The organism is Streptomyces sp. NPDC019890 (assembly GCF_044903445.1).
In the GTDB taxonomy this organism is placed as follows: Bacteria; Actinomycetota; Actinomycetes; order Streptomycetales; family Streptomycetaceae; genus Streptomyces.
Window position 1 is genome coordinate 322,405 of the sequence record NZ_JBJDQK010000004.1, and the last position, 25,835, is coordinate 348,239.

Here is a 25,835-nt window from a genome sequence, read left to right on the forward strand (position 1 = left end):
CGTGAGCAGCACGATCTGGTCGGTGGACGACCACCTGGAGGACATCCTCGGCGCGATCCGCCCGCTCGATCCGATCGAGCTGCAGCTGCCCGACGCCCAGGGCTGCGTCCTGGTCGAGGACGTCACCGTGCCGGTCGCGCTGCCGCCCTTCGACAACAGCTCCATGGACGGTTACGCGGTCCGCATCGCCGACGTCGCGGGCGCCGGCGAGGAGTTCCCCGCGGTCCTCACCGTGATCGGCGATGTGGCGGCAGGCAGCGGCGGGCTGCCCACGGTCGGACCGGGCGAGGCCGCCCGCATCATGACCGGTGCCCCGCTGCCGCCCGGCGCCGAGGCGGTCGTCCCGGTCGAGTGGACCGACGGCGGCACCGGCGAGGGAGCGGCCACCACGATGCGTCCGGCGGGCGAAGCCCCTCAGGGCGCGAGCGGTGAGGTCCGCGTCCACCGCCCGGTCGAGGCCCGCGCCCATGTGCGCTCGCGCGGCAGCGACGTCCAGGCGGGTGACCTGGCGCTGGAGGCGGGCACGGTGCTCGGCCCGCCCCAGATCGGTCTGCTCGCCGCCATCGGCCGCGGCACCGTGCGGGTGCGGCCCCGGCCGCGCGTCGTCGTGCTCTCCACCGGCAGCGAACTGGTCCAGCCCGGCGAGAGGCTGGCCGAGGGGCAGATCTACGACTCCAACAGCTTCGCCCTGTGCGCCGCCGCCCGCGACGCGGGCGCGCTGTCCTACCGGGTCGGTGCGGTCACCGACGACGCGGAGATCCTGCGCGCCACCATCGAGGACCAGCTGATCCGCGCCGATCTGCTGGTCACGACGGGCGGCGTCAGCGTCGGTGCGTACGACGTCGTCAAGGAGGCGCTCTCCTCGGTGGGTGACGAGGACGTGCCGGGCAGCGGGGTCGACTTCCGCAAGCTCGCCATGCAGCCCGGCAAGCCGCAGGGCTTCGGCTCGATCGGCCCGGAGCACACGCCGCTGCTGGCCCTGCCGGGCAATCCCGTCTCCTCGTACGTCTCCTTCGAGCTGTTCGTACGACCCGCGATCAGGGCCCTGATGGGGCTGAAGGACGTCCATCGCCCGAAGGTGCGGGCCGCGCTGAAGGCCGACAAGGCGCTGTCGTCACCCGAGGGCAAGCGGCAGTTCCTGCGCGGTGCGTACGACTCCGGGTCGGGCACCGTCTCCCCGGTCGGCGGCTCCGGCTCCCATCTGATCGCCGCCCTCGCCCATGCCGACTGCCTGATCGTCGTCCCGGAGGCGGACACCTCGGTGGAGCCCGGGGCGGAGGTGGAAGTGGTCCTCCTCGGCTGACCTGCTTACGGTGGCGGTACCGTGTCTGCCCACACAGGCCCCGCAGGGCCCTGACCGGGAGCGCCACAGCAGATGAGTACCCAAGGCAGGCTGACGCACATCGACGAGGCGGGGGCGGCCCGTATGGTCGACGTCTCGGGAAAGGACGTCACCGCACGCACCGCCCGCGCCAGTGGCCGGGTGCTGGTCTCCGCGCAGGTCGTGGAGCTGCTGCGGGGTGAGGGCGTCCCCAAGGGCGATGCGCTCGCCACGGCCCGGATCGCGGGCATCATGGGCGCCAAGCGCACCCCCGATCTGATCCCGCTCTGCCACCCGCTCGCCGTATCCGGCGTCACGCTGGATCTGGCGGTCGCCGACGACGCCGTGGAGATCACCGCCACGGTGAAGACCACCGACCGTACGGGGGTCGAGATGGAGGCCCTGACCGCGGTCTCGGTCGCCGCCCTCACCGTCGTCGACATGGTGAAGGCCGTCGACAAGGGCGCGGTGATCACCGACATCCGGGTCGAGGAGAAGACGGGCGGCAAGTCCGGCGACTGGAGCCGGTCATGAACCCGCCGCGCGCCGGTGAGGTCTACAGCCACAGCCACGGGACGGGATCCGAAGCGGCCCGGCGTGCCCTGGTCGTCACCGCCTCCAACCGCGCCGCCGCCGGTGTGTACGAGGACAAGGGCGGACCCATCCTCGCCGGGGGTCTTGCCGCGCTGGGCTTCCAGGTGGACGGCCCGCGCGTGGTCCCGGACGGCGATCCGGTGGAGCAGGCCCTGCGGGAAGGGGTGGCCGCCGCGTACGACGTCATCCTCACCACCGGCGGCACCGGTATCTCGCCCACCGACAGGACGCCCGAGGTCACCCGCAGCGTCCTGGACCACGAGATCCCCGGCATCCCCGAGGCGATCCGCGCGTACGGACGCGAGAAGGTGCCCGCCGCCGCGCTGTCCCGGGGGCTTGCCGGCGTCGCCGGCCGCACCTTGATCGTCAACCTCCCCGGTTCCACCGGCGGGGTGCGCGACGGGCTCGCCGTACTGGAGCAGCTGCTGGTGCACGCCGTGGACCAGATCCGCGGCGGCGACCACCCAAGACCCACCGGGAGCCCGAGCTGAACGCCTCCTGGCCCGTGGTCCTGGCGGACGGCGATGTGGTCCTCCGCCCCATAAAGCTGCGCGACCAGCGCAACTGGCGCGAGGTCAACCGGCGCAACAGGGACTGGCTGAGGCCCTGGGAGGCGACCGTTCCGCCGCCCGCGCCCGGCGCACCGCACACCCAGCGCCCCACGTACCGGCAGATGGTCCGCCATCTGCGCCTCGAGGCCAACGCGGGCCGGATGCTGCCCTTCGTCATCGAGTACCAGGGCAGTCTGGTGGGCCAGTTGACGGTCGCCGGGATCACCTGGGGCTCGATGTGCTCGGGCCATGTCGGCTACTGGGTGGACCGGGAGGTCGCGGGCCGGGGGGTGATGCCGACCGCCGTCGCGCTCGCCGTCGACCACTGTTTCCGTGTCGTCGGACTGCACCGCATCGAGGTCTGCATTCGGCCCGAGAACGGCCCCAGTCGCCGGGTGGTGGAGAAACTCGGATTCCGCGACGAGGGACTGCGCCCGCGTTATCTCCACATCGACGGCGCGTGGCGGGACCATCTGGTGTTCGCCCTCACCTCCGAAGAGGTGCCCGAAGGACTGCTCCGCCGCTGGCACCAGGCACGACCCGGAACACACCGGGAAATAAAATAAGTGTTCGAAATACCTCGCTGTCGACCATGCGCTGATCTGAACAATCGCAAAAAAAGTCCGTGATATCAGCCAGTTCGTGCGACACACCGGGCCAATTGGCGGATGCCCTTGCGAGAACACCTCTACCGTGTGATGCGTGAGCAGCAGCGGCCTCATCTACGCAGTCATCGTCGGGGCCTGGGCCGCCTACTTGGTGCCGATGTGGCTCCGCAGGCAGGACGAGCTCAATGAAGCCCGTCCGACGGAACGCTTCTCGACCGCCATCCGGCTGCTGTCCGGACGCGGGGCAATGGAGCGCCGATACGCCAAGGAGCTGCGGGAGCGCAACGCGGAGCAGGGCGAGCCCGGCGTGGACCCGGATGCCGCCACGGACCGTTTGAGTTCCGTGGACGTCCGGGCCTTCGCCGCGCCCCCGGCCCGTACCGAAGCCCGGATGGATGTACCGGCCCGCCCGGCGCCGGACCGGGCCCCGCAGGCCCGCCCGGCCTCGGATCCGGCGGCCCAGGCCCGGTCCGTGCCCGAGCAGGGGGGTCCGGACCGGACACGGCGTCCGCGCCCCCGGCCGGACGGCCCCGCCGCCGAGCGCGCCCGGCGCAGCAAGGTGCTGGCCCGCCGCAGACGCACCACCGTGGTCCTCTTCCTCGCGTTCACGCTGGGCGCGATCGTGGCCGCGGTCGGCGGACTGGGCTTCCTGTGGGCCCCGGGCGTCCCGGCCATACTGCTCAGCGCGTACATCGTGCATCTGCGCGCCCAGGAGCGACGGCGCTTCGTGTTCACCATGGACCGGCGTCGGGCGGAGGCCGCGGCGCAGCGGCTGCGCGAGAACCGCCTCCGCCGGCCCCAGACCGCGGCCGCCTCGGCCGCCGACCCCGACGAGGAGCCCGAACCGGGACCCGAGCCCGAACCTGCCGCCACGCTCTCCCCGCAGGAGGCCGGCCGGCGCGCGCTCGTCGAGCAGACGGACCACGCGGAGTGGGTCGACCAGCAGCGCGAGCGCGGACCGGCACGCGGCGACAGCTGGGAGCCGGTCCCGGTCCCGCTGCCGACGTACGTCACCGCGCCCGTCGCCCCGCGGGCCACGGGCGGAGTCGAGGTCGGCGACCCGGAGACCTGGAGCGCGGCCCGCTCGTCGACGGCCGAGCCGACCTCGGCGCCGGCCCCGGCGGCCGAACCGCCGCGTCAGCGGCAGGCCCCGTCGCGCCGCACGCGCGAGCGCGGTCGCACGCCGCTCTTCGACCAGTACGCGGACGAGGACCGGCCGCGCGCCGCCAACGAGTAGGCGTGCGACCAGGGCGTGACCAGCGAGGGAACGGATTTCCAAGCACCCCGACGGGGATGCTAGAGTTTCACTCGTTGCAAGGGCCTGTGGCGCAGTCTGGTAGCGCACCTCGTTCGCATCGAGGGGGTCTGGGGTTCAAATCCCCACAGGTCCACAACAACTGACGAGGTCCCGTCCGATCATCACGATCGGGCGGGACCTCGTCGTTGTGCTTGGCGACGTTGCGCATGCCGTCCGGACGGAATCAGCTTTTAATGCTGAATGTCCGCTTCGGCTTCCCGTCGGGAGAAACGCATGCTGCGTCGGCTCGGTGAATGGTGCGCTCGGCGCTGTGTGTTGGTCATCGTGGCCTGGCTGATTGCGCTGGCGGGTCTTCAGGTGCTGAATCACACCTACGGCGGCGACTACTCCGACGACTTCTCGCTGCCGGGCACCCAGTCGCAGGACGGGCTGGACGTGCTCAAGAAGCACGATCCCGCAGCCGGGGGTTACGGCAGCCAGATCGTGCTGCACGACACCGCGAAGCCGCTCACCGACTTCGGCTCGCAGATGTCCTCGGCGGTCGCCAGCCTCCAGAAGCTGCCGCATGTGCTCTCCGCGCAGAGTCCGCTGCCGCCCGCGGGCACGACTCCGCCCCCGCCGCCGCCCGGACCGAACGTCGGCCCGCTGTCCACGGATGGCGCAACCGGCTACATCACCGTCCGCTTCGACGTTCAGCCCTCCACTTTGGGGGACTCGTATCTCGACGGGGTGGACTCGGCCGTCAAGCCACTGCGGGACGCCGGGGTGGAGGTGGAGTACGGCGGTCCGCTCGGGGAGCTGGCCCGGCCCGCGGCCAACGACCGGATCAGTGAGCTGATCGGGTTCGCGGTGGCGATCGTGGTGCTGCTGGTCGGATTCGGCAGTGTGATCGCCGCCGGGGTACCGCTGGTGACGGCACTGATCAGCGTGATCTGCGGGCTCGCCTGTCTGGCCCTGCTCGCCGCCGCGTTCACCTTCGCCACGGTCTCACCCACCCTGGCCACCATGATCGGTCTCGGTGTGGGGATCGACTACGCGCTGTTCCTGCTCACCCGGCACCGGCAGAACATCATGGACGGCATGGATCCGGCGAGGGCCGCCGGGCACGCGGTGTCCACCAGCGGTCGGGCCGTGCTCGTCTCCGGCTGCACGGTCATCATCGCCCTGTCCGGCCTCTGGGTCTCCGGGATCAGCTTCATCGGCAAACTCGGCGTGGCCGCCGCCGTCACCGTGATCACGGCGGTCGCCGGCGCGCTCACCCTGGTGCCCGCCCTGCTGGGGCTGATCGGCCGGCGGATCGACAAGTACCACGTGCGCAGGCCGATCGCGGAGACGGAAGCGGAGCCCGGTGCCGAGGCACACGGCACCTGGCACCGGTACGCGCAGCGCGTCGAGCGCCGCCCGTGGACGTTCCTGACCGGCGGCGTGATCGTCGTCGCCGTACTCGCCATCCCGCTCTTCTCCATCCAGCTCGGCCACATCGGGGACGGCGCGGATCCCACGTCCTTCACGGACCGGCGTGCGTACGACCTGATGTCCAACGCCTTCGGGCCCGGCTCCAACGGGCCGTTGACCCTCGTCATCGACCAGACCTCGGTGCCCGCCGCCGACCGGTCGGCGCTCGCCACACAGGCACAGAAGGCGCTCACCGATGTGCCGAACGCCGCCACCATCACTCCGCTGAAACCCACTCAGGACGGGGACGTCCTGGTCGGCACGGCCTACTCGACTCAGGCGCCGCAGGACGAGAAGACCACAGAGCTGGTCAACCACATGGTGGACGACGTCCTGCCCGACGCCGTCAAGGGCACTGCCGCCAAGGGCTATGTGACGGGCACGACGGCCGCCCAGGTCGACTTCCTGGACATCGTCTCCAGCCGGCTGCTCCTGATCATCCTGGTGGTGGTCGCGCTCGCCTTCCTCACCATCCTGATCGTCTTCCGCGGGGTACTGGTCGCGCTCAAGGCCGCCGTGCTCAACGTCCTGTCGATCGCCGCTTCTTACGGAGTCGTCGTCGCCGTCTTCCAGTGGGGCTGGGGCGGCCCGGCGCTGGGAGTGTCGGGCGATGTGCCCATCGAGAGCTATGTGCCGATGATGATGTTCGCGATCGTCTTCGGCCTGAGCATGGACTACGAGATCTTCCTGCTCTCCCGCGTCCATGAGGCCTGGCTGCGCACGGGTGACCCGAAGGCGAGCGTGGCGCATGCGCTGGAGATCACCGCACGGGTGATCACCTGTGCGGCCCTGATCATGGTCAGCGTCTTCGCCGCCTTCATCATCAGCGACAACATCGTGGTGAAGATGCTGGGGCTCGGCCTTGCCGTGAGCGTGCTCATCGACGCGACCGTGGTGCGGCTGCTGCTGGTCCCGGCGGTGATGACGCTGCTCGGCAAGTCCGCGTGGTGGACGCCGCGGTGGCTGGACCGGATCCTGCCGCATGTGGACACGGAGGGCGAGCACGAGGCCGGCGCCGCCGCGCCGGGAAAGGCCGGAACACCGCGCTGACGCGGGCTCGGGTCGCAACTCGCGGGCGACTTACGGGGGTTGTCCGCCGAAGCGCCGGGGGAGACCGGCGGGAGCCGAGCCGCCCCCGCCGACCGCCCGCGCGGCTCAGGAGACCTGGGCCTTGTCGTAGAGCGCCTTCGCGTCATTGCCGAAGTACGGGCCGAACATCCGGTTCGGCAGGAAGGTGTAGCCGAAGCTGTTCACCGAGGCCTGCAGACCGGTGCCGGCGGACTCGCTGAAGGACGTGAACCAGGGGCCGCCGCTGGAGCCGCCCGTCATATTGCAGCCCAGGCTGTGGTCCTGCGAGAAGAGGAAGTCCTTCGAGGAGTTCCCGCTGCAGTAGACCAGCTTGGTCCCGTCGTACGGAGCGGCCGCGGGGAAGCCGAAGGCGTACATCTGCTTGTTGTAGCCGCCGTTGAAGGACAGGCCCTGCGCACCGACGACCGAGGCGAGCTTCTGGCCGTTCAGCGGGGCGACGACCGCCGCGCCGACGTCGTAGTTGATGTCCTCGCTCGCCTGCCACTGCGGGGTGGTCAGCGTCTTGGTGGCGCTCCACTGGCCGTACGGCGCCTGGCCGTTGCTGTACGCGGGCACGAAGACCCAGTTGGTGTGCCAGCTGCCCTGGTACTTCACGCAGTGGCCCGCCGTGATCACCGTGCTGCCGTTCTGGCTGGTGACCGAGTCGCCCGAGCAGGAGGCCGTACGCCCCTGGAAGGTGAAGAAGACCCGGCCGGACGTCTTGACCACCGCGCCGCCGCCCGTCCATGCTCCGCCCGCCTGCGGGAAGGACATGACCGAGACGCCGGTGGGGGATATGCGGGTCTCAGTGCCCCCGCGCTTCGGGGCCCTGAGCGCCTTGAGCCCGTTCCGGGTCAGCGGCAGCAGATCGAGCGGGGTTGCGTGGCGCATCCGCTCGGCGGTCCAAAAGCCCTTCGTCTGCTGCTGCTTGAAGACCGTGGGGGTGGGGGAGGGAGCGGGGGCGGCGCCGGCGGCGGTGGCCGACAGTGCGCCGGCGACCAGGGTGCCGACGGCCAGCAGGATCGCTGCGGCAGTGCGATGGCGTCTCACGCATATCTCCTTCTGCCGTGCCCGCGCGTGGTGTCGCGCGGGCAGGGTGGGGAATGAGGCGGTGCGGATCGGCGTGCGTGAGGCAGAGTGCCACGGGAAGCGCAATTATGTCAGGGGCGCGACAAGGCCTTCGCGAAGCAGCGGCTGTTCTCGTACTCGCGGTAGTGACCGAATTTCGCGCACGTCTCATAGCCGGCAGAGGTGTAGAGCGCGATCGCCTCGGGCTGCTTGGTACCGGTCTCCAGCACCATCCGGACACGGCCGGCGGCGCGGGCGTCGTCCTCCAGGGCGGTGAGAATCCGGCGGGCGAGACCGAGACCGCGCACCTCGGGGATCACATACATGCGCTTGAGCTCGGCGTCGCCGTCGCTGTAGCCCTCGTCGTTCTCGTCCTGGCAGCGCCAGCCGCCGGTCGCCACGGGGCGGTCCTGATCGTCGTACGCCAGGAGGTAGAGCCCGAGCGGCGGCATGAACATCGAGGGGTCGAGGGGGGTGGCATCGCCCCCGTCCCCGTACCTGCGGGCGTATTCGAGCTGGACCTCGTCGTTGAGCTTGACGGCGTCGGGGTGGTCGAAGGGCACCTGGCGGAAATGCATGCGTAAGAGGGTACGTGTATGCGAATGCGGGCTGCCGGTCTGGTGCTCGGTAGGGTGCCGGGATGCTCACCGTGACGACCGTGAATGTGAATGGGCTGCGCGCCGCGGCCAAGAAGGGCTTCGTGGAGTGGCTGGCCGGCACTGCCGCGGATGTGATCTGCCTCCAGGAGGTACGGGCCGAGGCACACCAGCTCCCGGACGAGGTCCGCGAGCCGGCCGGCTGGCACACGGTGCACGCCCCGGCCCTGGCGAAGGGGCGCGCGGGCGTCTCCCTCTATACGCGGCGTGAGCCGGACCGGGTGCAAACCGGCTTCGGGTCGAGCGAGTTCGACGCGAGTGGTCGGTACGTCGAGGCGGATCTGCCGGGCGTCACGGTCGCGAGCCTGTACCTGCCGTCGGGGGAGGTGGGGACGGAGAAGCAGGACGAGAAGATGCGGTTCATGGCGGAGTTCCTGCCGTATCTGCGCGAACTGAAGGCGCGGTCGGCGGCGGACGGCCGTGAGGTGGTGGTGTGCGGCGACTGGAACATCGCGCACCGCGAGGCGGACCTCAAGAACTGGCGGGGCAACAAGAAGAACTCCGGCTTTCTGCCGGAGGAGCGGGAGTGGCTGTCCCGGGTCTTCGACGAGGCGGAGTACGTGGACGTGATGCGGGCGCTGCATCCGGATGTGGAGGGGCCGTACTCGTGGTGGTCGTACCGGGGGCGGGCCTTCGACAACGACACGGGGTGGCGGATCGACTATCAGGTGGCGACGGTGGGGCTGGCGGGGCGCGCGGTGAAGGCGTGGGTGGAGCGGGCGGCGACGCATGGGGAGCGGTGGAGTGATCATGCGCCGGTGAGCGCGGTGTATGAGCTGTAGGTGGGTTCCCCGAACCGGGGCTCTGCCCCGGACCCCGGGGGAAGTGTTCGCGGGGCTGACGCCGCGTACGCCGGGTGCGGCAGCTTCGCGCCGCGGGGCGCGTATCTGCGGGGTGCCGTGGCTCGGGCCGGGGCTTGTTCCCCCACCCCGCCCCTTCCCGAAACTGGGGGCTTCGCCCCCAGACTCCCAGTCCTCAATCGCCGGACGGGCTGAAAATTCAGCCCCGCCCTGCGGGCCGGGGGGAGGGGTTCGCGGGGGCTGACGCCCCCGCACCCCGGTGCGGCAGCTTCGCGCCGCGGGACGGCTCCGTCACCCCCGTCTGCGGCAGCTTCGCTCCGCGGGGTGGCTCTGCGACCCCGGTCCGCGGCAGTATGCGCCGCGCGTGGCCCCGTATCCCCGGTCTGCGCAGCCGCCGCGTCGCCCCGCGCACCCGTCGGGCCGTGCGGGGCAGCCGCGGTCTGCCCCGCACGGCAGGCCGAAGCCGCGGCGCGAAGCTGCCGCGGCAGTCAGGGGGTGTGGGGGTACCCCGTACCCCCACATTTCAGGGCGGGCGGGTGGGGAAAACGCGCCCCTCACACCACCCGCACCCTTCAGTCCCTGTAGTCCTGGCGGAACTTGTCCTCCGCCTCGCGCATCATCTCGTCCGTAGGCCGCACCAGCTCATCCCCCTGCGCAGTCCGCTCCCACGCCTCGTCGTGCCTGCTGCTCGGCGCCCGCTTCGGCTGTTCCTTGAGCTTCTTCTTGTCCTGGGACTGGCCTTTCCTGCCCATGGAAGTTCACTCCTCGGGGTGTGAGGGGCCGAGGACGAACACCCCCGGACCCCCGACCAGCCTGGCACGCAGGAACATTCCACGCATTTCGATCAATGCCGCTGCGTGCGCTCCGCCTCGTCCGCCGCCCCGCCCGCCCCCACGAGCCCCTTCCCGACCCCGCCGAGCCGCGGTTCGAAGCGCCTCATCTCCCGCTGGCCCACCACGCCGATGAGTGACGGCAGATACCCCCGCACCGACTGCATCCCCCGCAGCCACCACTGTGCGTACACATGCGGGGAACGCCGTTCGATCCCCGCCACGATCCGGTCCACTGCCGGGCCCAGCGGGTAGGTACGGTTCGCCGGCCACGGCAGCCGCTGCCGCAGCTCCCGCATCACCTCGTCCTGGTCCGCGCCCCGCACCATGTCCGTGTCCGTCCAGGACAGATAGCCGACACCGACCCGCACACCCCGGTGGCCGACCTCCGCCCGCAGGCTGTGCGCGAACGCCTCCACGCCCGATTTCGACGCGCAGTACGCCGTCATCATCGGCGCCGGCGTGATCGCCGCCAGCGACGCGATCTGCAGGAAGTAGCCCCGGCTCTCCATCAGGACCGGCAGGAACGCCCGCCCCGTCACCGCACTCCCGATCAGATTGACCTCGATCACCCGCCGCCACGCCACCGGGTCCGAGTCCAGGAAAGGACCGCCCGAGGCCACGCCTGCGTTCGCGACCACGATGTCGACCTTGCCGAAGCGTTCCTTGACCTCCTGCGCGACCTGCGTCATCGCCCCGTGGTCCGTGACGTCGGCATGCCACCAGTCGCTGTCGGTGTGCAGCTTGCCCGAGACCTGCTTCAGCTCGTCCGGCTCCAGGCCGACCAGTGCCACTGTCGCGCCGCGCGCCGAGAGCTTGCGGGCCAGCAGCTCGCCCACGCCTCGTGCCGCGCCGGTGACGACCGCGACCTGTCCCTCCAGGCTCACCCTGCTCATGCGGCCTCCTCCTTCGCCTTCACCAACGTAGTCACCAGCTCACGGATCTTCGCGGTGACAGCCTCCGGCGCCTCCACGGGCGTCATGTGTCCCATCCCGTCGAGCTCCACGAGCTCCAGGCACTGGGGCAGCGCGGCGGCAAGACGCCGCGCGTGCACGATCGGAGTGAGCCGGTCCGCCGTGCCCGACAGCACGACCGTGGGCACCCTCAACTCCCGTACACCCGCGTCGAGATCGAGCCCGGCGAGTACCTGCGACCAGGTCACCCGGGACATCCGTGGGCAGGCGTGCACGATACGGGCGCACTCCGCGACCCGCTCCGGCGCCGAACCGGGGCCCATCGTCGCGTACTTGAGGATGCGCTTGGAGAGCGGCGTCACGGGACCGAGCGGGGCTCGCGCGCCGAGGATCAGCCCGGTGAGTCTCGTGCGCAGCCGCCCGGCGCGCATCGGCAGTATCAGGGACTCGTCGATCAGCCGTGAACTGCCCGTACTGCACAGCAGCACCGACGCCGCGTGCTCCGTGAACGCGGCCCGCCCGGACGCCGCCATCAGCGTCATCCCGCCCATCGAGTGCCCGGCGAGCACGGCCTTCTCGCCCGGCGACAGTGCGGCGCCGAGCACCGCCTCCAGGTCGTCGGCGAGTACGTCGGTGCCGACCGCGGTGGCCGGGGTGCGGCCGTGCCCCCGCTGGTCGTAGACGACGACCCGGTGATCGCCCGCCAGTTCCCGGATCTGCGCGGCCCAGAACTCGGTCGAGCAGGTCCAGCCGTGGGCCAGTACGACGGCGGGCGCGCCGTCCGGGCCGTGCACCTCGACATGGATCTGCGATCCGTCGGCCGAGACGGCGGTCAGTGTCCGGCTCATCGCGCAACCTCCGCGGCTTCGGAGGCTTCCGCGGCCTCCACGGCAGGCCGGACATCCTTCGCGGGTACGCGTACGACCTCGTACTCCGCGAGGTCCACCGCACGCGTCGCCTTCCGGAACTCCCCCGTCGTCCCCGGCCAGATCGTCGTGTTGCGGCCGTTGGCGTCCAGATACCAGCTGGTGCAGCCGCCGGTCTGCCACACGGTCCGCTTCATCCGCTCCTGCACCCGCCGGTTCCACGCGCCCACCGCGGACGGCCGGGCGGCCAGCGCCGCGCGTCCGCCCAGGACGTTCAACTGCCGCATGTAGTCGGCCATGTAGTTCAGCTGCGACTCGATCATCAGGATCATCGAGGAGTTCCCCAGCCCCGTGTTGGGGCCGATGATCGTCATCCAGTTGGGGAAACCGGCCGCGGTCGCGCCGCGCAGCGACTGCATCCCGTCCTTCCACGACTTGGCGAGGGTGATCCCGTCCGCGCCGACCACGCGGTCGGCGATCGGCATGTCCGTCACATGGAATCCGGTGCCGAAGACGATCGCGTCTGCCTCGGTCTGCGTACCGTCGGCGGCGACGAGCGTCGATCCCCGTACCTCCGCCAGCCCGGAGGCCACCACATCCACATTGGTCCTGGCGAGCGCCGGGTAGTACTCGCTCGACAGCAGGATCCGCTTGCAGCCGATGCGGTACGAGGGCGTCAACGTGGCCCGCAGGGCCGGGTCCTTGATGGACTTGGCCATGTTCGCCCTGGCCATCGCCTCGATCAGCCCGAGCTCGTTCGGGCGCTTGGTGAAGGCCGAGACCTGCAACTCCCTGATGCCCCACAGCAGTCCGCGCCGCGCGACCCCGGTGAACGGCAGCTGCCGGTGCAGCCAGCGCTCGACTCCCGTGATCTGCCGGTCCATCCGCGGCAACACCCACGGCGGCGTGCGCTGGAAGAGGGTCAGCTTCGCGGCCTGCGGCTGGATCGCGGGCACGATCTGGATCGCGGACGCGCCGGTGCCGATCATGGCGACGCGCTTGCCGCGCAGGTCGTAGTCGTGGTCCCAGCGGGAGGAGTGGAAGACCTTGCCGGGGAATTCGGCGAGACCCGGGATCTCCGGGATCTTGGGGTCGGACAGCGGTCCGGTCGCGGAGACGACCACATCCGCGGTGAGTGTCCCCTGGGAGGTCTCGATCTCCCAGCGCAGTTCGTCGCGGTCCCAGCGCATCATCAGCACTTCGTGGTTGAAGCGGATGTGGGAGCGGAGCCGGAAGGTGTCCGCGACATGCTCCAGATAGGCGCGGATGTGCTCCTGGCCGGAGAAGGTACGGGGCCAGTCGGGGTTGGGCGCGAAGGAGAACGAGTAGAGGTGCGAGGGCACGTCACAGGCGCACCCGGGGTAGCTGTTGTCCCGCCAGGTCCCGCCGACCGAGTCCGCACGCTCCAGGACGACGAAGTCGGTGATCCCTTCGCGGCGCAGCCGGACCGCGGCGCCCAGGCCGCCGAAGCCGGATCCGATCACCGCCACCCGTACGTGCTCGTGTCGTGAGTGCTCGCGCTGGCCCATGCCGCCGCCTCCCGCTGGACGTCCCAACCATGCCAGCAATCACTGGCATGGTTGGGAGAGTAGAGGAGCGGCATACCTTGCGGTAGGGGTAGGACGCGACAAGTTACCGGTGGTACAACATAGGCTTCCGCTGTGGCAGACGTACGCGAGTACCGCATGGAAGAGCTGGCCAAGGAGGCCGGCATCACGGTGCGCACGTTGCGCTTCTACCGCGAGCGCGGGCTGGTACCCCCGCCTCGCCGCGAGGGCCGTATCGCGTGGTACGACGACCACCACCTGGCCAGGCTGCGTACGATCGCCGCGCTGCTGGAGCGCGGCCACACACTGAACGGGATCGCGGATCTGGCCACGGCGTTCGAGAGCGGCCGGGACGTCGGCGACGTCCTGGGTCTGGGCGCTCCCACCGAGGAGGAGCCGATCCGGCTCACCCCCCAGGAACTGGCCGACTACTTCGAGGGCGAGGTCACCCCCGAGAACCTGGCGGCCGCGCTGGACCTCGGCTATCTGGCGACGGACGGCGACGAGATCGTCCACATCAGCCGCCGCCTGCTGGAGGTCTCCTCGGCACTGGTACGGGAGGGCGTGCCGCTCTCGGAGGTCCTGGAGGTGGGCCGCAAGGTGCGCGCCCACGCCGATGCCCTGGCGGACCTCTTCGTCGAGACCCTGCAGGCCCACACGGCGGAGGGCGAAGTGGAGAGGCTGCGCCCGCTGGCGAAGAGCGTGGTGGAGGCGGAGCTCTCCATGGCCATGGACCGGCGGCTGAGGAAGTAGCCGGGCGCTCGCGAACATGGGGGCGCTCCCATGTCACTTCCGCCGCCGCCCCCCACGTCCCTTCCGGCGCGGCGGAAGCTTCGGGCGGCGTAGATCCGGTGTTCCCTCGTAGTCCGGCGGAGTCGCCGCGGGGTGGGTCTTCAGCAGCTCCAGTGCCAGTTGGATGGCGTCGTCCAGCTGTACATGGCGGCCCTCGGCCCAGTCCAGGGGGGTGCGCAGCGCGTCCACGTCCGGGTCGACGCCGTGGTTCTCGATGGACCAGCCGTACGCGTCGAACCACGCCGCGTTCATCGGGACCGTGATCACCGTGCCGTCGCCCAGGCGGTGGCGGCCCGTCATGCCCACCACGCCGCCCCATGTCCGGCTGCCCACCACCGGGCCCAGGCCCAGCAGTTTGAACGCCGCCGTGATCATGTCGCCGTCGGAGGACGTCGCCTCGTCGGCCAGCGCGACGATCGGGCCGCGTGGCGCGTTGGAGGCGTACGAGACGGGCTGGGCGTTCCGCGTCAGGTCCCAGCCGATGATCTTGCGGGTCAGTTTCTCGATCACCAGCTCGCTGATGTGGCCGCCCGCGTTGCCCCGCACGTCCACGATCAGCGCGGGGCGCGACATCGCCATCCGCAGATCGCGGTTGAACTGGGCCCAGCCCGAGCCGCCCATGTCCGGGATATGCAGATAGCCGCACGTATCGCCGCTCAACTCCCGTACCACCTCACGGCGTTTGGCCACCCAGTCCTGGTACCGCAGCGGCCGCTCGTCCACCAGCGGGACGACCGCGACCCGCCGGGAGGGCCCATCGCCCTCCGGCGGCCGGAAGGTCAGCTCGACGGTCGTGCCGCCGGCCGCCGAGAGCATCGGGTAGGGGCCCGTCACCGGATCCACCCGCCGGCCGTCCACATGCGTGAGGATCGCGCCGTCGCGGATGCCCGTGCCCGCCAGCGGCGAGCGCGCCTTGGAGTCGGACGATTCGCCCGGCAGAATCCTGGCGACCACCCAGTCGCCGTTCCGGCGGACCAGATTCGCCCCCAGCAGCCCCATCGGCCGCTGGTAGTGCGGCGGCCCCTCGTTGCGCCGGGCGGGCGTGACGTACGCATGGGACGTGCCCAGTTCGCCCAGCACCTCGCGCAGCAGATCAGCGAACTCGTCCGGCGCCGCGACACGTTCGACCAGCGGACGGTACTGATCGAGCACCGCGTCCCAGTCGATCCCGCACATGCCGGGCTCCCAGAAGTACGCGCGGATGATCCGGCCCGCCTCGTCGTACGCCTGGCGCCATTCGGACGCCGGGTCCACCTGGTGCAGGATCCGGCGCAGGTCCAGATAGACCGTCGAGTCGATGTCGCCGGACTCGGTCGCCGGGACGGCCCGCAGCTCCCCTTCGTCCACGACCACCAGCCGGCTGCCGTCGCCGCTGACCGAGAACCAGTCGACATGGCCGACGAGTTCGGTCCGCCGCGCCTTGGTGATGTCGAAGTGTTCGAGGGCGGGGCGGCCGGAGGTGTCCGCCGGGTTGGCGAAGGTCTCGCCGAGCGCCCCGGAGATCGGCCAGCGCAGCCAGACCAGGCCACCGCCGCTGACGGGATGGAGCGCCGAGTACTTGGAGGCCGACACCGGGAGGGGTGTCACCCGGCTCTCCAGCCCCTCGACCTCGACCGTCACCGTTCCGTCCCCGCCCCCGTTGGCGGGCTCGTCCAGAGGGTCGAGCCCGCCCGCCGCGGGCCGTCCGTCCGGCAGCAGCGCGAAGGGCGAGGGAGTGGCCGAGGACAGCGGTACGAGATAGGGGCGGCAGCCCAGCGGGAAGGACAGGTCCCCGGTATGCACGTCGTACACCGGGTCGAAGCCCCGCCAGGACAGAAACGCGAGGTAGCGGCCGTCGCGCGTGAAGACCGGATTCTCGTCCTCGAAGCGGCCGTTGGTGACGTCGACGATCGTACGGTCGTTGATGCGCGCCATCTTGATCTGCCGCAGCGAGCGGCCGATGCCCGGGTGCGACCAGGTCAGCCAGTGCCCGTCGGGCGAGAACGCCAGATCGCGGACCGGGCCGTTGCCGGAGCGGATCAGTTCGGTGACCTCACCTTCCCCGGCCTCCTCGCTCGCGTCGATCAGCAGCAGGCGGCCGTCGTGCGAGGCGATCGCGAGCCGCTCCCCGTCCGGGTCCGAGACCAGCTCCTGGACCCGGCCCAGCTCGCCGGAGGCCAGCCGCCGCGGCTCCCGGTCGCCGCTCGCCCGCGGCAGATGGGCGATCTCGATCGCGTCCTCGCCGTCCGCGTCGGTGACATACGCGACCTGGCCGCTGCTGCCGAGCATCTCCGGCCTCCGGACCCGTACGCCCGGGGTGTCCGCGATCGTCCGCGCCGGACCGTCGCGGTGCGTGAGCCAGTACAGGCTGCCGCGTACGGAGACGGCGCTGGCCCGCCCCGTCGTGTCCACCGCGATCGCGTTCACGTGATGGGCGGCGGGCACCTGGTACGTACGCCGTCCGGCGCGCGGCCCGCCGAGCCGCACCGCCAGCTTGCGCGGCTCGGCGTCCGGCGTCAGTTCGTCGACGATCCACAGGTCGCCCGCGCACTGGTAGACAACCCTGCGACCGTCGCTCGAGGCGTGCCGGGCATAGAAGGCGTCATGATCGGTGTGCCGCTGGAGATCGGTCCCGTCGGGCCGGCAGGAGTAGAGATTGCCGATGCCCTCGTGGTCGGAGAGGAACGCGATGCGACCCGAGACGAACATCGGGCAGTCCAGATGGCCGTTCAGATCGGCGAGCAGCCGCTCGCCATGCAGCCAGAGCCGGCCCGTCGCCCCGCCGCGATACCGCTTCCAGGCGGCCGGCTCGTGCGGCGGCTTGCCGGTGAGCAGCAGCGTGCGGTGTTCTCCCTCGGTGTCCATGACCTGGATGTCGGAGGCCGGGCCCCAGGGGAGCCGGCGGCCCGGGGAGCCGTCGGTGTCCACCTTGTAGGCCCAGGAGAAGTACGAGAACGGCTGGCCGTGCGAGGAGACGGCGAGGATGTGGCCGTCCGGGTCCCAGCTGCACACCCGGGTGTCGGTCGAGCCCCAGTAGCTCAGCCGCCGCGCGGGCCCGCCGGCGACCGGCGCCAGGTGGATCTCCGGGTCGAGGCTGCGCCAGCTCGTGTACGCGATCTCGCTGCCGTCGGGGGAGAAGCGCGGATGGCCGACTCTGGTGCGGTCGACGGTGAGCCGCCAGGCGCGTTCCGGCCGCTGCCCGGCCGGTACCAGCGGGGCGATCCAGAGGTCGTCCTCGGCGGCGAAGCACAGCACGTCGTCGTGGAGATGAGGGAAACGGAGATACGCGACGTCGTCACTCACCCCCCAATGCTTTCCGCGCTCCGGGGGTGCGGCAACTTGTGGAGCGGGGTGAATCCGCGCCGTGACTCACGCCACAAGCGAAACGATTTCGTTTCGCGGGCGGTCGGGGGTAACGTCAAGGTGTACGAAACCGTTTCGTTCGGCAGTGACGGTGACATTGACGGTGACAGCGAAGTGACGGGAGGTCGACCATGACGCGCAGCCGGCTCACGCCCGAGCGCGAGGCAGAACTGTACGAAGCCGTGCTCGACCTGCTGCGCGAGGTCGGCTACGACGCCCTGACGATGGACGCCGTCGCCGCCCGGACCCGGTCCAGCAAGGCCACGCTCTACCGCCAGTGGCGGAGCAAGCCGGAGCTGGTCGCCAGGGCGCTGCGGCACAACAAGCCGGTGAGTGTCGCCGACATCGACACCGGCACCCTGCGTGGCGACTTCCACGCGATGCTGGAGCGCACCGACGACTGCCAGATGGAGAAGGACTCCGCCCTGATGCGGGGTCTGGCCCAGGCCATCCACGGCAACCCCGATCTCCACCAGGCCCTGCGGGAGCTGCTGATCGAGCCCGAGATCACCGGACTCGACACGCTGCTGCGACGGGCCGTGGAAAGGGGCGAGGTCAGCGTGGACAACCGCGCGCTGGACTTCGTCCCGCACATGCTGGTCGGCGCGTTCGTCGCCCGGCAGCTGATCGAGGACCGGACCCCCGACCGGACCTTCCTCACCGACTACCTGGACGCCGTGGTTCTCCCCGCCCTCGGCGTCTGACCTCCTCCGTACCTCCCCGTACGGCTGATCCCTCCCCGCACCACCCTGACGCGCGCCGCTCTCGTCGTCGGGCCGGCTCCCCATGCCCTGTTCACCTCACACACGGGAGTACGCCCTCGTGGCCACGTTTCTCTACAAACTCGGGCGGTCCGCCTTCCGGCGCCGCCGCCTCGTCGCCCTGCTGTGGGTGGCGCTGCTGGCGCTCGCCGGGGTCGGCGCGGCCTCCGCGTCCACCGCCACCTCCTCGTCCTTCTCGATACCGGGCACGGAGGCGCAGAAGGCCTTCGACCTGCTGGAAGAGCGCTTCCCCGGGGCCAGCCCCGACGGTGCGACCGCCCGCGTCGTCTTCAAGGCGCCCGACGGCGGCAAGATGACCGACGCGGCCAACAAGGCCGAGGTGAACAAGGCGGTCGCCGCGCTGAAGGACGGCTCCGACCAGGTCGCCTCCGTCGCCGACCCGTACACCGCCAAGGCGGTCTCCAAGGACGGCCGTACGGCATACGTGGCCGTCACCTACAAGGTCAGCTCGATGGAGCTGACCGACGAGACCCGCACGGCGCTGGAGAAGACCGGCACCGAGGCCCGTGACTCCGGGCTGACCGTGGAGATCGGCGGCGACGCGCTGCAGGCCGCCCCGGAGACCGGCCCGGGCGAGATCATCGGCGTCGCCATCGCCGCTGTGGTGCTGGTCATCACCTTCGGCTCGCTGGTCGCCGCCGGACTTCCGCTGCTCACCGCGATCATCGGCGTGGGCATCGGCATCTCCACCATCACCGCGCTGGCCAACGTGCTCGACCTGGGCTCCACCACCTCGACGCTCGCGACGATGATCGGCCTCGCGGTCGGCATCGACTACGCGCTGTTCATCGTCTCCCGCTACCGCGCCGAGCTGGCCGAGGGCCGCGAGCGCGAGGAGGCGGCCGGCCGGGCCGTCGGCACCGCGGGCTCCGCGGTCGTCTTCGCCGGCCTGACCGTGGTCATCGCGCTGGTCGGCCTCGCCGTCGTCAACATCCCGATGCTCACCAAGATGGGCTTCGCCGCCGCGGGCACCGTCGTCATCGCGGTCCTCATCGCGCTCACCCTGATCCCCGCGCTGCTCGGCTTCGCCGGCAAGCGGGTGCTCGGCCGCAAGGTCCGCAAGGGCAAGCAGACGAGCGAGAAGCCGAACATGGGCACCCGCTGGTCGCGCTTCGTACTGCGCCGCCCGGTCACCGTGCTGCTCGCCGGAGTTGTCGGTCTCGGCGCCATCGCGGTACCGGCCGCCTCGCTGGAGATGGGTCTGCCGGACGACGGCTCCCAGCCGGTCTCGACCACCCAGCGCAAGGCGTACGACCTGCTGTCGGACGGCTTCGGCCCCGGCTTCAGCGGCCCGCTGCTGGTGGTCGTCGACGGCGACAAGAGCGCGGCCGAGCGTACGGTCAAGCAGATCCGGGGTCTCGACGGCGTCGTGGCCGTCACGCCGCCGACCCCGAACAAGGCCGGCGACACCTCGATGATCACGGTCATCCCCAAGGACCGCCCGTCCTCGGTCGAGACCGAGGACCTCGTCCACTCCATCCGGGCCGACAGCGGTGACGATGTGCTGGTCACCGGCGCCACCGCGATGAACATCGACTTCTCGCAGAAGATGAACGACGCGCTGCTGCCCTATCTCGCGCTCGTCGTCGGTCTCGCCTTCCTGCTGCTGATGCTGGTCTTCCGCTCCGTGCTGGTGCCGCTGAAGGCGGCTCTCGGCTTCCTGCTGTCCGTCGTCGCGGCGCTGGGCGCGGTCGTCGCGGTCTTCCAATGGGGCTGGCTGGGCTCGCTGTTCGGGGTGGAGCAGACCGGCCCGATCATGTCGATGATGCCGATCTTCATGGTGGGCGTCGTGTTCGGCCTGGCCATGGACTACGAGGTCTTCCTGGTCACGCGGATGCGTGAGGCGTATGTCCACGGCGAGCGGCCCGGCGAGGCGATCGTCACCGGCTTCAAGCACGGGGCCCGGGTGGTCACGGCCGCGGCCGTGATCATGATCGCGGTGTTCTCCGGCTTCATCGGCTCGAGCGAGCAGATGATCAAGATGATCGGCTTCGGTCTCGCGATCGCCGTCTTCTTCGACGCCTTCGTGGTCCGGATGGCGATCGTGCCTGCCGTGCTCGCGCTGCTCGGCCACAAGGCGTGGTGGCTGCCGCGCTGGCTGGACCGGGTGCTGCCGAATGTGGACGTGGAGGGCGAGAAGCTGCACAAGGAACTGGCGGGCGGCGCGGCGGACGCCGGTCCCCAGGACCCGGACGAGGAGCGCGCGTTGGCGCGCGTCTGAGTCCGCGTAGACCCCGGGATGTGCGTTGTTGAGCGGCACGTGCTCCCGGCAGCGCGACGGCGCCGTGGGGACGGGGACCGTCGCGCAACCCGATGGCCGCGCTCGTCACCTCCGGGTGGCGGGTGCGGCCATCTCGTATGTCTCCCGCAGAAAGCGGATCAGCGTCTTCGAGTCGAACTGGACCACCGCTACGCCGTCCGGCGTATGGAACTCGAGGATGGCCAGCACCCGGCCGCACGGCCAGACTCCGACGTCGCCGATGCGGGCCGGCACGCGCAGCCCCTTCTCCAGCAGTTCGCGGGGAAACGTCCAGGCGCGGCCGCTGGGGAACCCGAAGCGCACTGCCTGCGGATCCTCCTCCGGGTCGTAACCCAGGGTTACCTCGACGGATCGGTACTGGGGAGCGTCGGTAATGATTCTGGCCAATGCATGATTCTCGACGACGGGTGACATTGGCCGCTCCTCACTTCGTCCTCTTTGTCCTCTAATGTCCCATATATCCGGCCAGATGCTCGACTCCATCTGTGACGAACTTGCTCTTGCATATGGTTTGCAACAAGGCTCTATCATTGAACAGTTATTCATCTGTCCGAAGCGGAGCCCGCCATGCATGTCCCTGACGGATTCATCAACGCGCCGGTGTCGGTGGCCGCCGGAGCCGTCGCCGCCGGTGCCGTTGCCGTCAGCATCCGCGGCGCCCGCCGTGAGCTTGGGGGTACCTCCCATGCCGCAGGCCATGGGGGAGAGAACACCGCGCCCTTGGCGGGCCTCGTCGCCGCGTTCATCTTCGCCGTGCAGATGCTGAACTTCCCCGTCGCCGCCGGCACCAGCGGACATCTGCTCGGAGGCGCGCTCGCCGCCATCCTCGTCGGTCCCTACACCGGCGTGCTCTGCATATCCGTCGTGCTGCTGATGCAGGGCATCCTCTTCGCCGACGGCGGCCTCACCGCTCTCGGCGTCAACATCACCGTCATGGGCGTCGTCACGGTCGTCGTCTCGTACGCGCTCTTCCGCGGCCTGGTCACGGTGCTGCCGCGCAAGCGCCGCTCGGTGACCGTCGCCTCCTTCGCCGCCGCGCTCGTCTCCGTGCCTGCCGCGGCCACCGTCTTCACCGCGATCTATGCGATCGGGGGGACGACCGATGTCCCGGTGGGCAAGGTGCTCACCGCGATGGTCGGCGTCCATGTCCTGATCGGGATCGGCGAGGCCGCGATCACCATGCTGACGGTCGGGGCCGTCATCGCCGTACGCCCCGACCTCGTCCACGGGGCCCGCGGACTGGCCGCCCCGCTGAAGCTGCGCGTCGGCGGCGAACTCGTCGACGCCCCCGCGGCCGCCCCCGTCGCCGCCCGGTCCCTGCGGGCCGTCTGGGCGACCGGCCTGGTCACCGCCCTCGTGCTGGCGGGCTTCGTCTCCTACTACGCATCCGCGAGCCCCGACGGCCTGGAGAAGGTCGCCGCCGACAAGGGCATCGACAAAAAGGTCGAGGACCACGCGGCGAAGGACTCCCCACTCGCCGACTACGGAGTCAAGGACATCGCCGACGCCCGGATCTCCGGCGGCCTCGCGGGCGTGATCGGCGTCGGCGTCACGGTCGCCGCGGGCACCGGCATCTTCTGGTCGGTGCGCCGCCGCCAGACGAAGGACGCGGGGCCCGCACGCGTACCGGACGCCGTCTGACATGGGCGCGGGCCACACGCACAAGCTCTACCGGCACGGGCACTCGCCGGTCCACCTACTGCCGCCGCACTGCAAGCTCGCGGCCGTGTTCGCCTTCGTACTCGTCGTGGTCTGCACGCCGCGCGAGGTGATGTGGGCCTTCGCTCTGTACGCGGTGCTGCTCGCCGCGGTCGCGGTCGTTGCCCGTATCCCTGCCGGATTCCTGCTGCGGCGCCTGCTCATCGAGATCCCGTTCGTGGCCTTCGCGGTCCTGATGCCCTTCGTGGTCCCCGGCGAGCAGGTCCACGTCCTCGGCCTGTCGGTGAGCGTCCCCGGTCTGTGGGGCGCCTGGAACGTCCTCGCCAAGGGCACGCTCGGAGTCGCCGCCTCGGTGATCCTTGCCTCGACGACCGAGCTGCGCTCCCTGCTCCTCGGCCTGCAGCGGCTCAAACTGCCGCCGATGCTGGTCCAGATCGCGTCCTTCATGATCCGCTACGGCGATGTCGTCACCGACGAGATGCGCCGTATGTCGATTGCGCGCAGGTCGCGCGGTTTCGAGGCGAAGGGCGTGCGGCACTGGGGCGTCCTCGGCAAGTCCGCCGGCGCGCTCTTCATCCGCTCCTACGAGCGCGGTGAGCGGGTCCATCTGGCGATGGTCAGCCGCGGGTACGCCGGGACCATGCCGGTCATCGACGAGGTGACCGCGAGCCGGGCGCAGTGGACGTACGCCGCCGCACTCCCCCTCTCGGCTCTCGCCGTCTGTCTGCTGGGATGGACCCTATGACCACCGCATCTCTTGAGGTCAGCGGCCTCGCCTACGCCTACCCCGACGGACACCAGGCGCTCTTCGGCGTCGACCTGACGGTCGGGCGCAGCGAGCGGGTCGCCCTGCTCGGCCCCAACGGTGCCGGCAAGACCACGCTCGTCCTGCATCTCAACGGCATCCTCGCGGGCGGCGTCGGCTCGGTCTCGGTCGCGGGCCTGCCGGTCGCCAAGGCGAACCTCGCGGAGATCCGCCGCCGGGTGGGCATCGTCTTCCAGGACCCGGACGACCAGCTCTTCATGCCGACGGTCAGGGAGGACGTGGCCTTCGGCCCGGCGGCGGCGGGGCTGCGCGGCGCGGAGCTGGAGGCGCGGGTCGTCTCGGCGCTGACCCGGGTCGGCATGGAGCGGTACGCGGACCGGCCCCCGCACCACCTCTCCTTCGGCCAGCGGCGCCGGGTCGCGGTCGCCACGGTGCTGGCGATGGAGCCGGAGATCCTGGTGCTGGACGAGCCCTCGTCCAATCTGGACCCGGCGTCGCGGCGTGAACTGGCCGACATCCTGCGGTCGTTGGACGTGACCGTGCTGATGGTGACGCACGACCTGCCGTATGCGCTGGAGCTGTGCCCGCGGTCGGTGATCCTCAGCGAGGGCGTGATCGCGGCGGACGGGGCGACGCAGAAGCTGCTGGGCGACGAGGAACTGATGCGGGCGCACCGACTGGAGCTCCCGTTCGGCTTCGACCCCGCATCTGTTTCGCTGTGAACCCTTTCGTGATCCTTCTCGTGGTCCCTCTCGCCGGGCTTGGTCCTCTCGCCGGGCTTGATCCCTGTCGCCGGGCTTGCTCCCTCCCGCTGAGCTGACCCGCGAGTCAAGTCCGGCGGGGCCCGTTGCACCATGGGGGGATGAGCGGGAGCGGAAGGGCAGGCGCAGTGGACGTCCGGGGCACAGTGACGCAGGGCTTCGAGCCGGTCAAGGACGCCTTCCTGCGCAACTTCGAGCAGCGCGGCGAACGCGGCGCCGCCGTCGCCGTCTACCGGGACGGCCGCAAGGTCGTCGACCTGTGGGCCGGCACCAGGGACGTCGACGGCCATGAGCCCTGGGCCGTGGACACCGCGCAGATCGTCCGCTCCGCGACCAAGGGCATCGCCGCGGCCGTCGTCCTCCTGCTCCACCAGCGCGGCCAGATCGACCTGGACGCCCCGGTCGGCACGTACTGGCCGGAGTTCAAGGCGGCGGGCAAGGAGCGCGTCGTCGTACGCCAACTGCTCTCGCACCGCGCCGGGCTGCCTGTCCTGGACCGCCCGCTCACCCCGGCCGAGGCCGCCGACGGCGTGAGCGGCCCGGCCGCGCTCGCCGCGCAGCGCCCCGCCTGGGAGCCGGGCACGGCACACGGCTACCACGCCCAGACCTACAGCTGGCTGCTCGGCGAACTGGTACGGCGCCTCACGGGCCGCACCACAGGCCGCTGGGTCGCCGAGGAGATCGCCCGCCCGCTCGGCCTGGACTTCTGGATCGGGCTGCCGCAGGACGACGCACACCGGGTGGGGTGCCTCGGCCCGGTCGACGAGCCCGCGGCGGCGGACGGCGGCGGCCTCAAGCTGCGCCCCAAGCCCGCCGTCTCCGCGGCCTACCGCGATCCCGAATCCCTCACCCGGCGCGCCTTCGGGGCGATCGACCCGGCCCCCGACGAGAATGACCCCGCCTACCGCGCCGCCGAACTCCCCGCGTCCAACGGCATCTCCACCGCCCGTGCGCTCGCCCGCTTCTACGCAGCCACCATCGGCGATGTCGACGGCGGACGCCGGCTCTTCGCCCCCGCCACGCTCACCCTGGCCCGCACTGAGGAGTCGGCGGGAGCCGACCGCGTGCTGGTCGTGCCCACCCGCTTCGGCCTCGGCTTCATGCTGCACGGTCCGGCCTCCCCGCTGTTCGGCCCGGGCTCCTTCGGCCACCCCGGCCGCGGCGGCTCGCTCGGCTTCGCCGACCCCGAGTCGGGGATCGCGCTCGGCTACGTAACCAACGGTCTGCGCAAGGGCGTTACCGCGGATCCGCGGGCCCAGGCGCTGATCAGGGCGGTACGTTCAGCGCTCTGAGCAGCGCGACGAGACGGTTCGAGGGGCACGGCGTACTGATCACGGGCGCGGCGCGCGGAATCGGCGAGGCGACCGACCGGCGGCTGGCCTCCGAAGGGGCCCGCGTCCTGGTCACCGACGTGGACGCCGAGCGCGCCGCGAAGTCCGCCGGGGACATCCCGGGGGCCGACTCCCTCGGCTGCGACGTGGGCGACCGCACGGCGGTCGAAGCGGCCGTCGCGTACGCCGTCGAGCGCCTCGGCACCCTCGACGTGCTGGTCAACAACGCCTTCTCGTACAGCCTCGACACCCCGCTCTCCGAGGACCAGCCGGACGAGACCTGGCACCGGGACCTCGACATCTGCCTGACCGGCGCCTTCCTCCGGTGCAAGCACCGGCTCCACTGGAGCGGCTGACGCCGCGCCTCTTATTGGTGCCGTGCTGCCGCACCTGGCCGCGTCCGGCCGCGGCGCGATCGTCAACATCGGCTCGATCAACTCCGAGCAGGACTTCGGCAACCACGCCTACAGCGCGGCCAAGGCGGGCCTGGCCTCACTGACCCGCACCCTGGCCGACGACGCGGCCGCGCGCGGCGTGCACGACGCTGCGTGTGGACGGCGGACTGCTCGCGGTGAACACGGCGTTCATGCGGGCTGTCGAGGGCGA

At 70.9% G+C, this 25,835-nt stretch carries 22 protein-coding genes, 1 tRNA gene and 1 pseudogene; 16 read left to right on the plus strand and 8 right to left on the minus strand.

The annotated features are described in order from the left end of the window. Window position 1 precedes the first annotated feature (1 nt). From glp to ACI2LP_RS13835, 7 genes are all read left to right on the plus strand, one after another. The gene (glp, locus tag ACI2LP_RS13805; protein WP_404724731.1) at window positions 2-1,303 is read left to right on the plus strand and encodes a gephyrin-like molybdotransferase Glp; all 1,302 of its coding nucleotides are present in this window, start codon (window positions 2-4) and stop codon (window positions 1,301-1,303) included. Window positions 1,304-1,375: 72 nt separating this feature from the next. Then, the gene (gene moaC / locus ACI2LP_RS13810; RefSeq protein WP_404724732.1) at window positions 1,376-1,855 is read left to right on the plus strand and encodes a cyclic pyranopterin monophosphate synthase MoaC; all 480 of its coding nucleotides are present in this window, start codon (window positions 1,376-1,378) and stop codon (window positions 1,853-1,855) included. After that, the gene (locus ACI2LP_RS13815) at window positions 1,852-2,406 is read left to right on the plus strand and encodes a molybdenum cofactor biosynthesis protein B (protein WP_404724733.1); all 555 of its coding nucleotides are present in this window, start codon (window positions 1,852-1,854) and stop codon (window positions 2,404-2,406) included. The genes moaC and ACI2LP_RS13815 overlap by 4 nt, the downstream gene beginning before the upstream one ends. 14 nt (window positions 2,407-2,420) lie before the next feature. Further along, window positions 2,421-3,032, plus strand: a complete 612-nt coding sequence (locus tag ACI2LP_RS13820; RefSeq protein ID WP_404724734.1) for a GNAT family N-acetyltransferase — start codon at window positions 2,421-2,423, stop codon at window positions 3,030-3,032. A 136-nt stretch (window positions 3,033-3,168) separates the two neighbouring features. Continuing rightward, complete coding sequence (gene glpR, locus ACI2LP_RS13825) at window positions 3,169-4,311, plus strand: gephyrin-like molybdotransferase receptor GlpR (protein ID WP_404724735.1); 1,143 nt, start codon at window positions 3,169-3,171, stop codon at window positions 4,309-4,311. A gap of 80 nt (window positions 4,312-4,391) precedes the next feature. Continuing rightward, a tRNA-Ala gene (locus tag ACI2LP_RS13830) sits at window positions 4,392-4,465 on the plus strand. Between the two features lie 107 nt (window positions 4,466-4,572). Beyond that, window positions 4,573-6,837 carry an MMPL family transporter gene (locus tag ACI2LP_RS13835; RefSeq protein WP_404724736.1) on the plus strand — a complete coding sequence of 755 codons (2,265 nt, stop codon included), beginning with the start codon at window positions 4,573-4,575 and terminating at the stop codon, window positions 6,835-6,837. Between the two features lie 105 nt (window positions 6,838-6,942). On the opposite strand, the gene ACI2LP_RS13840 is transcribed toward ACI2LP_RS13835, so the two are convergent. Both ACI2LP_RS13840 and ACI2LP_RS13845 read right to left on the minus strand, forming a co-directional pair. Next, window positions 6,943-7,905, minus strand: a complete 963-nt coding sequence (locus tag ACI2LP_RS13840) for a trypsin-like serine peptidase (RefSeq protein WP_404724737.1) — start codon at window positions 7,903-7,905, stop codon at window positions 6,943-6,945. A 110-nt stretch (window positions 7,906-8,015) separates the two neighbouring features. After that, on the minus strand, window positions 8,016-8,501 hold the full coding sequence (locus ACI2LP_RS13845; RefSeq protein ID WP_404724738.1) for a GNAT family N-acetyltransferase: 486 nt from the start codon (window positions 8,499-8,501) through the stop codon (window positions 8,016-8,018). Between the two features lie 62 nt (window positions 8,502-8,563). Between ACI2LP_RS13845 and ACI2LP_RS13850 the strand changes: the two genes are divergently transcribed. Further along, window positions 8,564-9,361, plus strand: coding sequence for an exodeoxyribonuclease III (locus tag ACI2LP_RS13850; protein ID WP_404724739.1), 798 nt, complete (start codon window positions 8,564-8,566; stop codon window positions 9,359-9,361). Between the two features lie 590 nt (window positions 9,362-9,951). Here ACI2LP_RS13850 and ACI2LP_RS13855 read toward each other — a convergent pair. From ACI2LP_RS13855 to ACI2LP_RS13870, 4 genes are all read right to left on the minus strand, one after another. After that, window positions 9,952-10,131 (minus strand): hypothetical protein, encoded by a 180-nt coding sequence (locus ACI2LP_RS13855; protein ID WP_404724740.1) that lies wholly within the window; start codon window positions 10,129-10,131, stop codon window positions 9,952-9,954. A gap of 92 nt (window positions 10,132-10,223) precedes the next feature. After that, the gene (locus tag ACI2LP_RS13860) at window positions 10,224-11,105 is read right to left on the minus strand and encodes an SDR family oxidoreductase (protein WP_404724741.1); all 882 of its coding nucleotides are present in this window, start codon (window positions 11,103-11,105) and stop codon (window positions 10,224-10,226) included. Then, entirely contained in the window at window positions 11,102-11,971 is an 870-nt protein-coding gene (locus ACI2LP_RS13865) for an alpha/beta fold hydrolase (protein WP_404724742.1), read from the minus strand. The genes ACI2LP_RS13860 and ACI2LP_RS13865 overlap by 4 nt, the downstream gene beginning before the upstream one ends. Then, the gene (locus tag ACI2LP_RS13870; protein WP_404724743.1) at window positions 11,968-13,518 is read right to left on the minus strand and encodes a flavin-containing monooxygenase; all 1,551 of its coding nucleotides are present in this window, start codon (window positions 13,516-13,518) and stop codon (window positions 11,968-11,970) included. Before ACI2LP_RS13870 ends, ACI2LP_RS13865 begins: the two co-directional genes overlap by 4 nt. Before the next feature lie 156 nt (window positions 13,519-13,674). Between ACI2LP_RS13870 and ACI2LP_RS13875 the strand changes: the two genes are divergently transcribed. Then, window positions 13,675-14,289 carry a MerR family transcriptional regulator gene (locus ACI2LP_RS13875; protein ID WP_404724932.1) on the plus strand — a complete coding sequence of 205 codons (615 nt, stop codon included), beginning with the start codon at window positions 13,675-13,677 and terminating at the stop codon, window positions 14,287-14,289. Window positions 14,290-14,322: 33 nt separating this feature from the next. On the opposite strand, the gene ACI2LP_RS13880 is transcribed toward ACI2LP_RS13875, so the two are convergent. Continuing rightward, window positions 14,323-17,610: a S41 family peptidase gene (locus tag ACI2LP_RS13880; protein WP_404724744.1), complete on the minus strand. Its 3,288-nt coding sequence runs from the start codon at window positions 17,608-17,610 to the stop codon at window positions 14,323-14,325. A 191-nt stretch (window positions 17,611-17,801) separates the two neighbouring features. Here ACI2LP_RS13880 and ACI2LP_RS13885 point away from each other — a divergent pair, with 191 nt between their 5' ends. Beyond that, the gene (locus ACI2LP_RS13885) at window positions 17,802-18,374 is read left to right on the plus strand and encodes a TetR/AcrR family transcriptional regulator (protein WP_404724745.1); all 573 of its coding nucleotides are present in this window, start codon (window positions 17,802-17,804) and stop codon (window positions 18,372-18,374) included. 118 nt (window positions 18,375-18,492) lie between these two features. Beyond that, window positions 18,493-20,673, plus strand: coding sequence for an MMPL family transporter (locus tag ACI2LP_RS13890; protein ID WP_404724746.1), 2,181 nt, complete (start codon window positions 18,493-18,495; stop codon window positions 20,671-20,673). A gap of 105 nt (window positions 20,674-20,778) precedes the next feature. Here the strand turns inward: ACI2LP_RS13890 and ACI2LP_RS13895 are convergent, their stop codons facing one another. Next, complete coding sequence (locus tag ACI2LP_RS13895) at window positions 20,779-21,099, minus strand: SsgA family sporulation/cell division regulator (protein ID WP_404724747.1); 321 nt, start codon at window positions 21,097-21,099, stop codon at window positions 20,779-20,781. 180 nt (window positions 21,100-21,279) lie between these two features. On the opposite strand from ACI2LP_RS13895, the gene ACI2LP_RS13900 reads away from it, so the two are divergent. The 5 genes and pseudogenes from ACI2LP_RS13900 to ACI2LP_RS13920 form a co-directional block, all read left to right on the plus strand. Beyond that, window positions 21,280-22,353 (plus strand): energy-coupling factor ABC transporter permease, encoded by a 1,074-nt coding sequence (locus ACI2LP_RS13900; RefSeq protein ID WP_404724748.1) that lies wholly within the window; start codon window positions 21,280-21,282, stop codon window positions 22,351-22,353. Between the two features lies 1 nt (window position 22,354). Then, a complete protein-coding gene (cbiQ, locus tag ACI2LP_RS13905) occupies window positions 22,355-23,116 on the plus strand; it encodes a cobalt ECF transporter T component CbiQ (protein ID WP_404724749.1) in 762 nt (253 codons plus the stop codon). After that, complete coding sequence (locus ACI2LP_RS13910; protein ID WP_404724750.1) at window positions 23,104-23,859, plus strand: energy-coupling factor ABC transporter ATP-binding protein; 756 nt, start codon at window positions 23,104-23,106, stop codon at window positions 23,857-23,859. Before cbiQ ends, ACI2LP_RS13910 begins: the two co-directional genes overlap by 13 nt. Before the next feature lie 167 nt (window positions 23,860-24,026). After that, complete coding sequence (locus tag ACI2LP_RS13915; RefSeq protein ID WP_404724933.1) at window positions 24,027-25,190, plus strand: serine hydrolase domain-containing protein; 1,164 nt, start codon at window positions 24,027-24,029, stop codon at window positions 25,188-25,190. Further along, window positions 25,187-25,766: pseudogene (locus ACI2LP_RS13920) on the plus strand (SDR family NAD(P)-dependent oxidoreductase); the annotation flags it as partial. The gene ACI2LP_RS13915 and the pseudogene ACI2LP_RS13920, both read left to right, overlap by 4 nt. Window positions 25,767-25,835 lie beyond the last annotated feature (69 nt).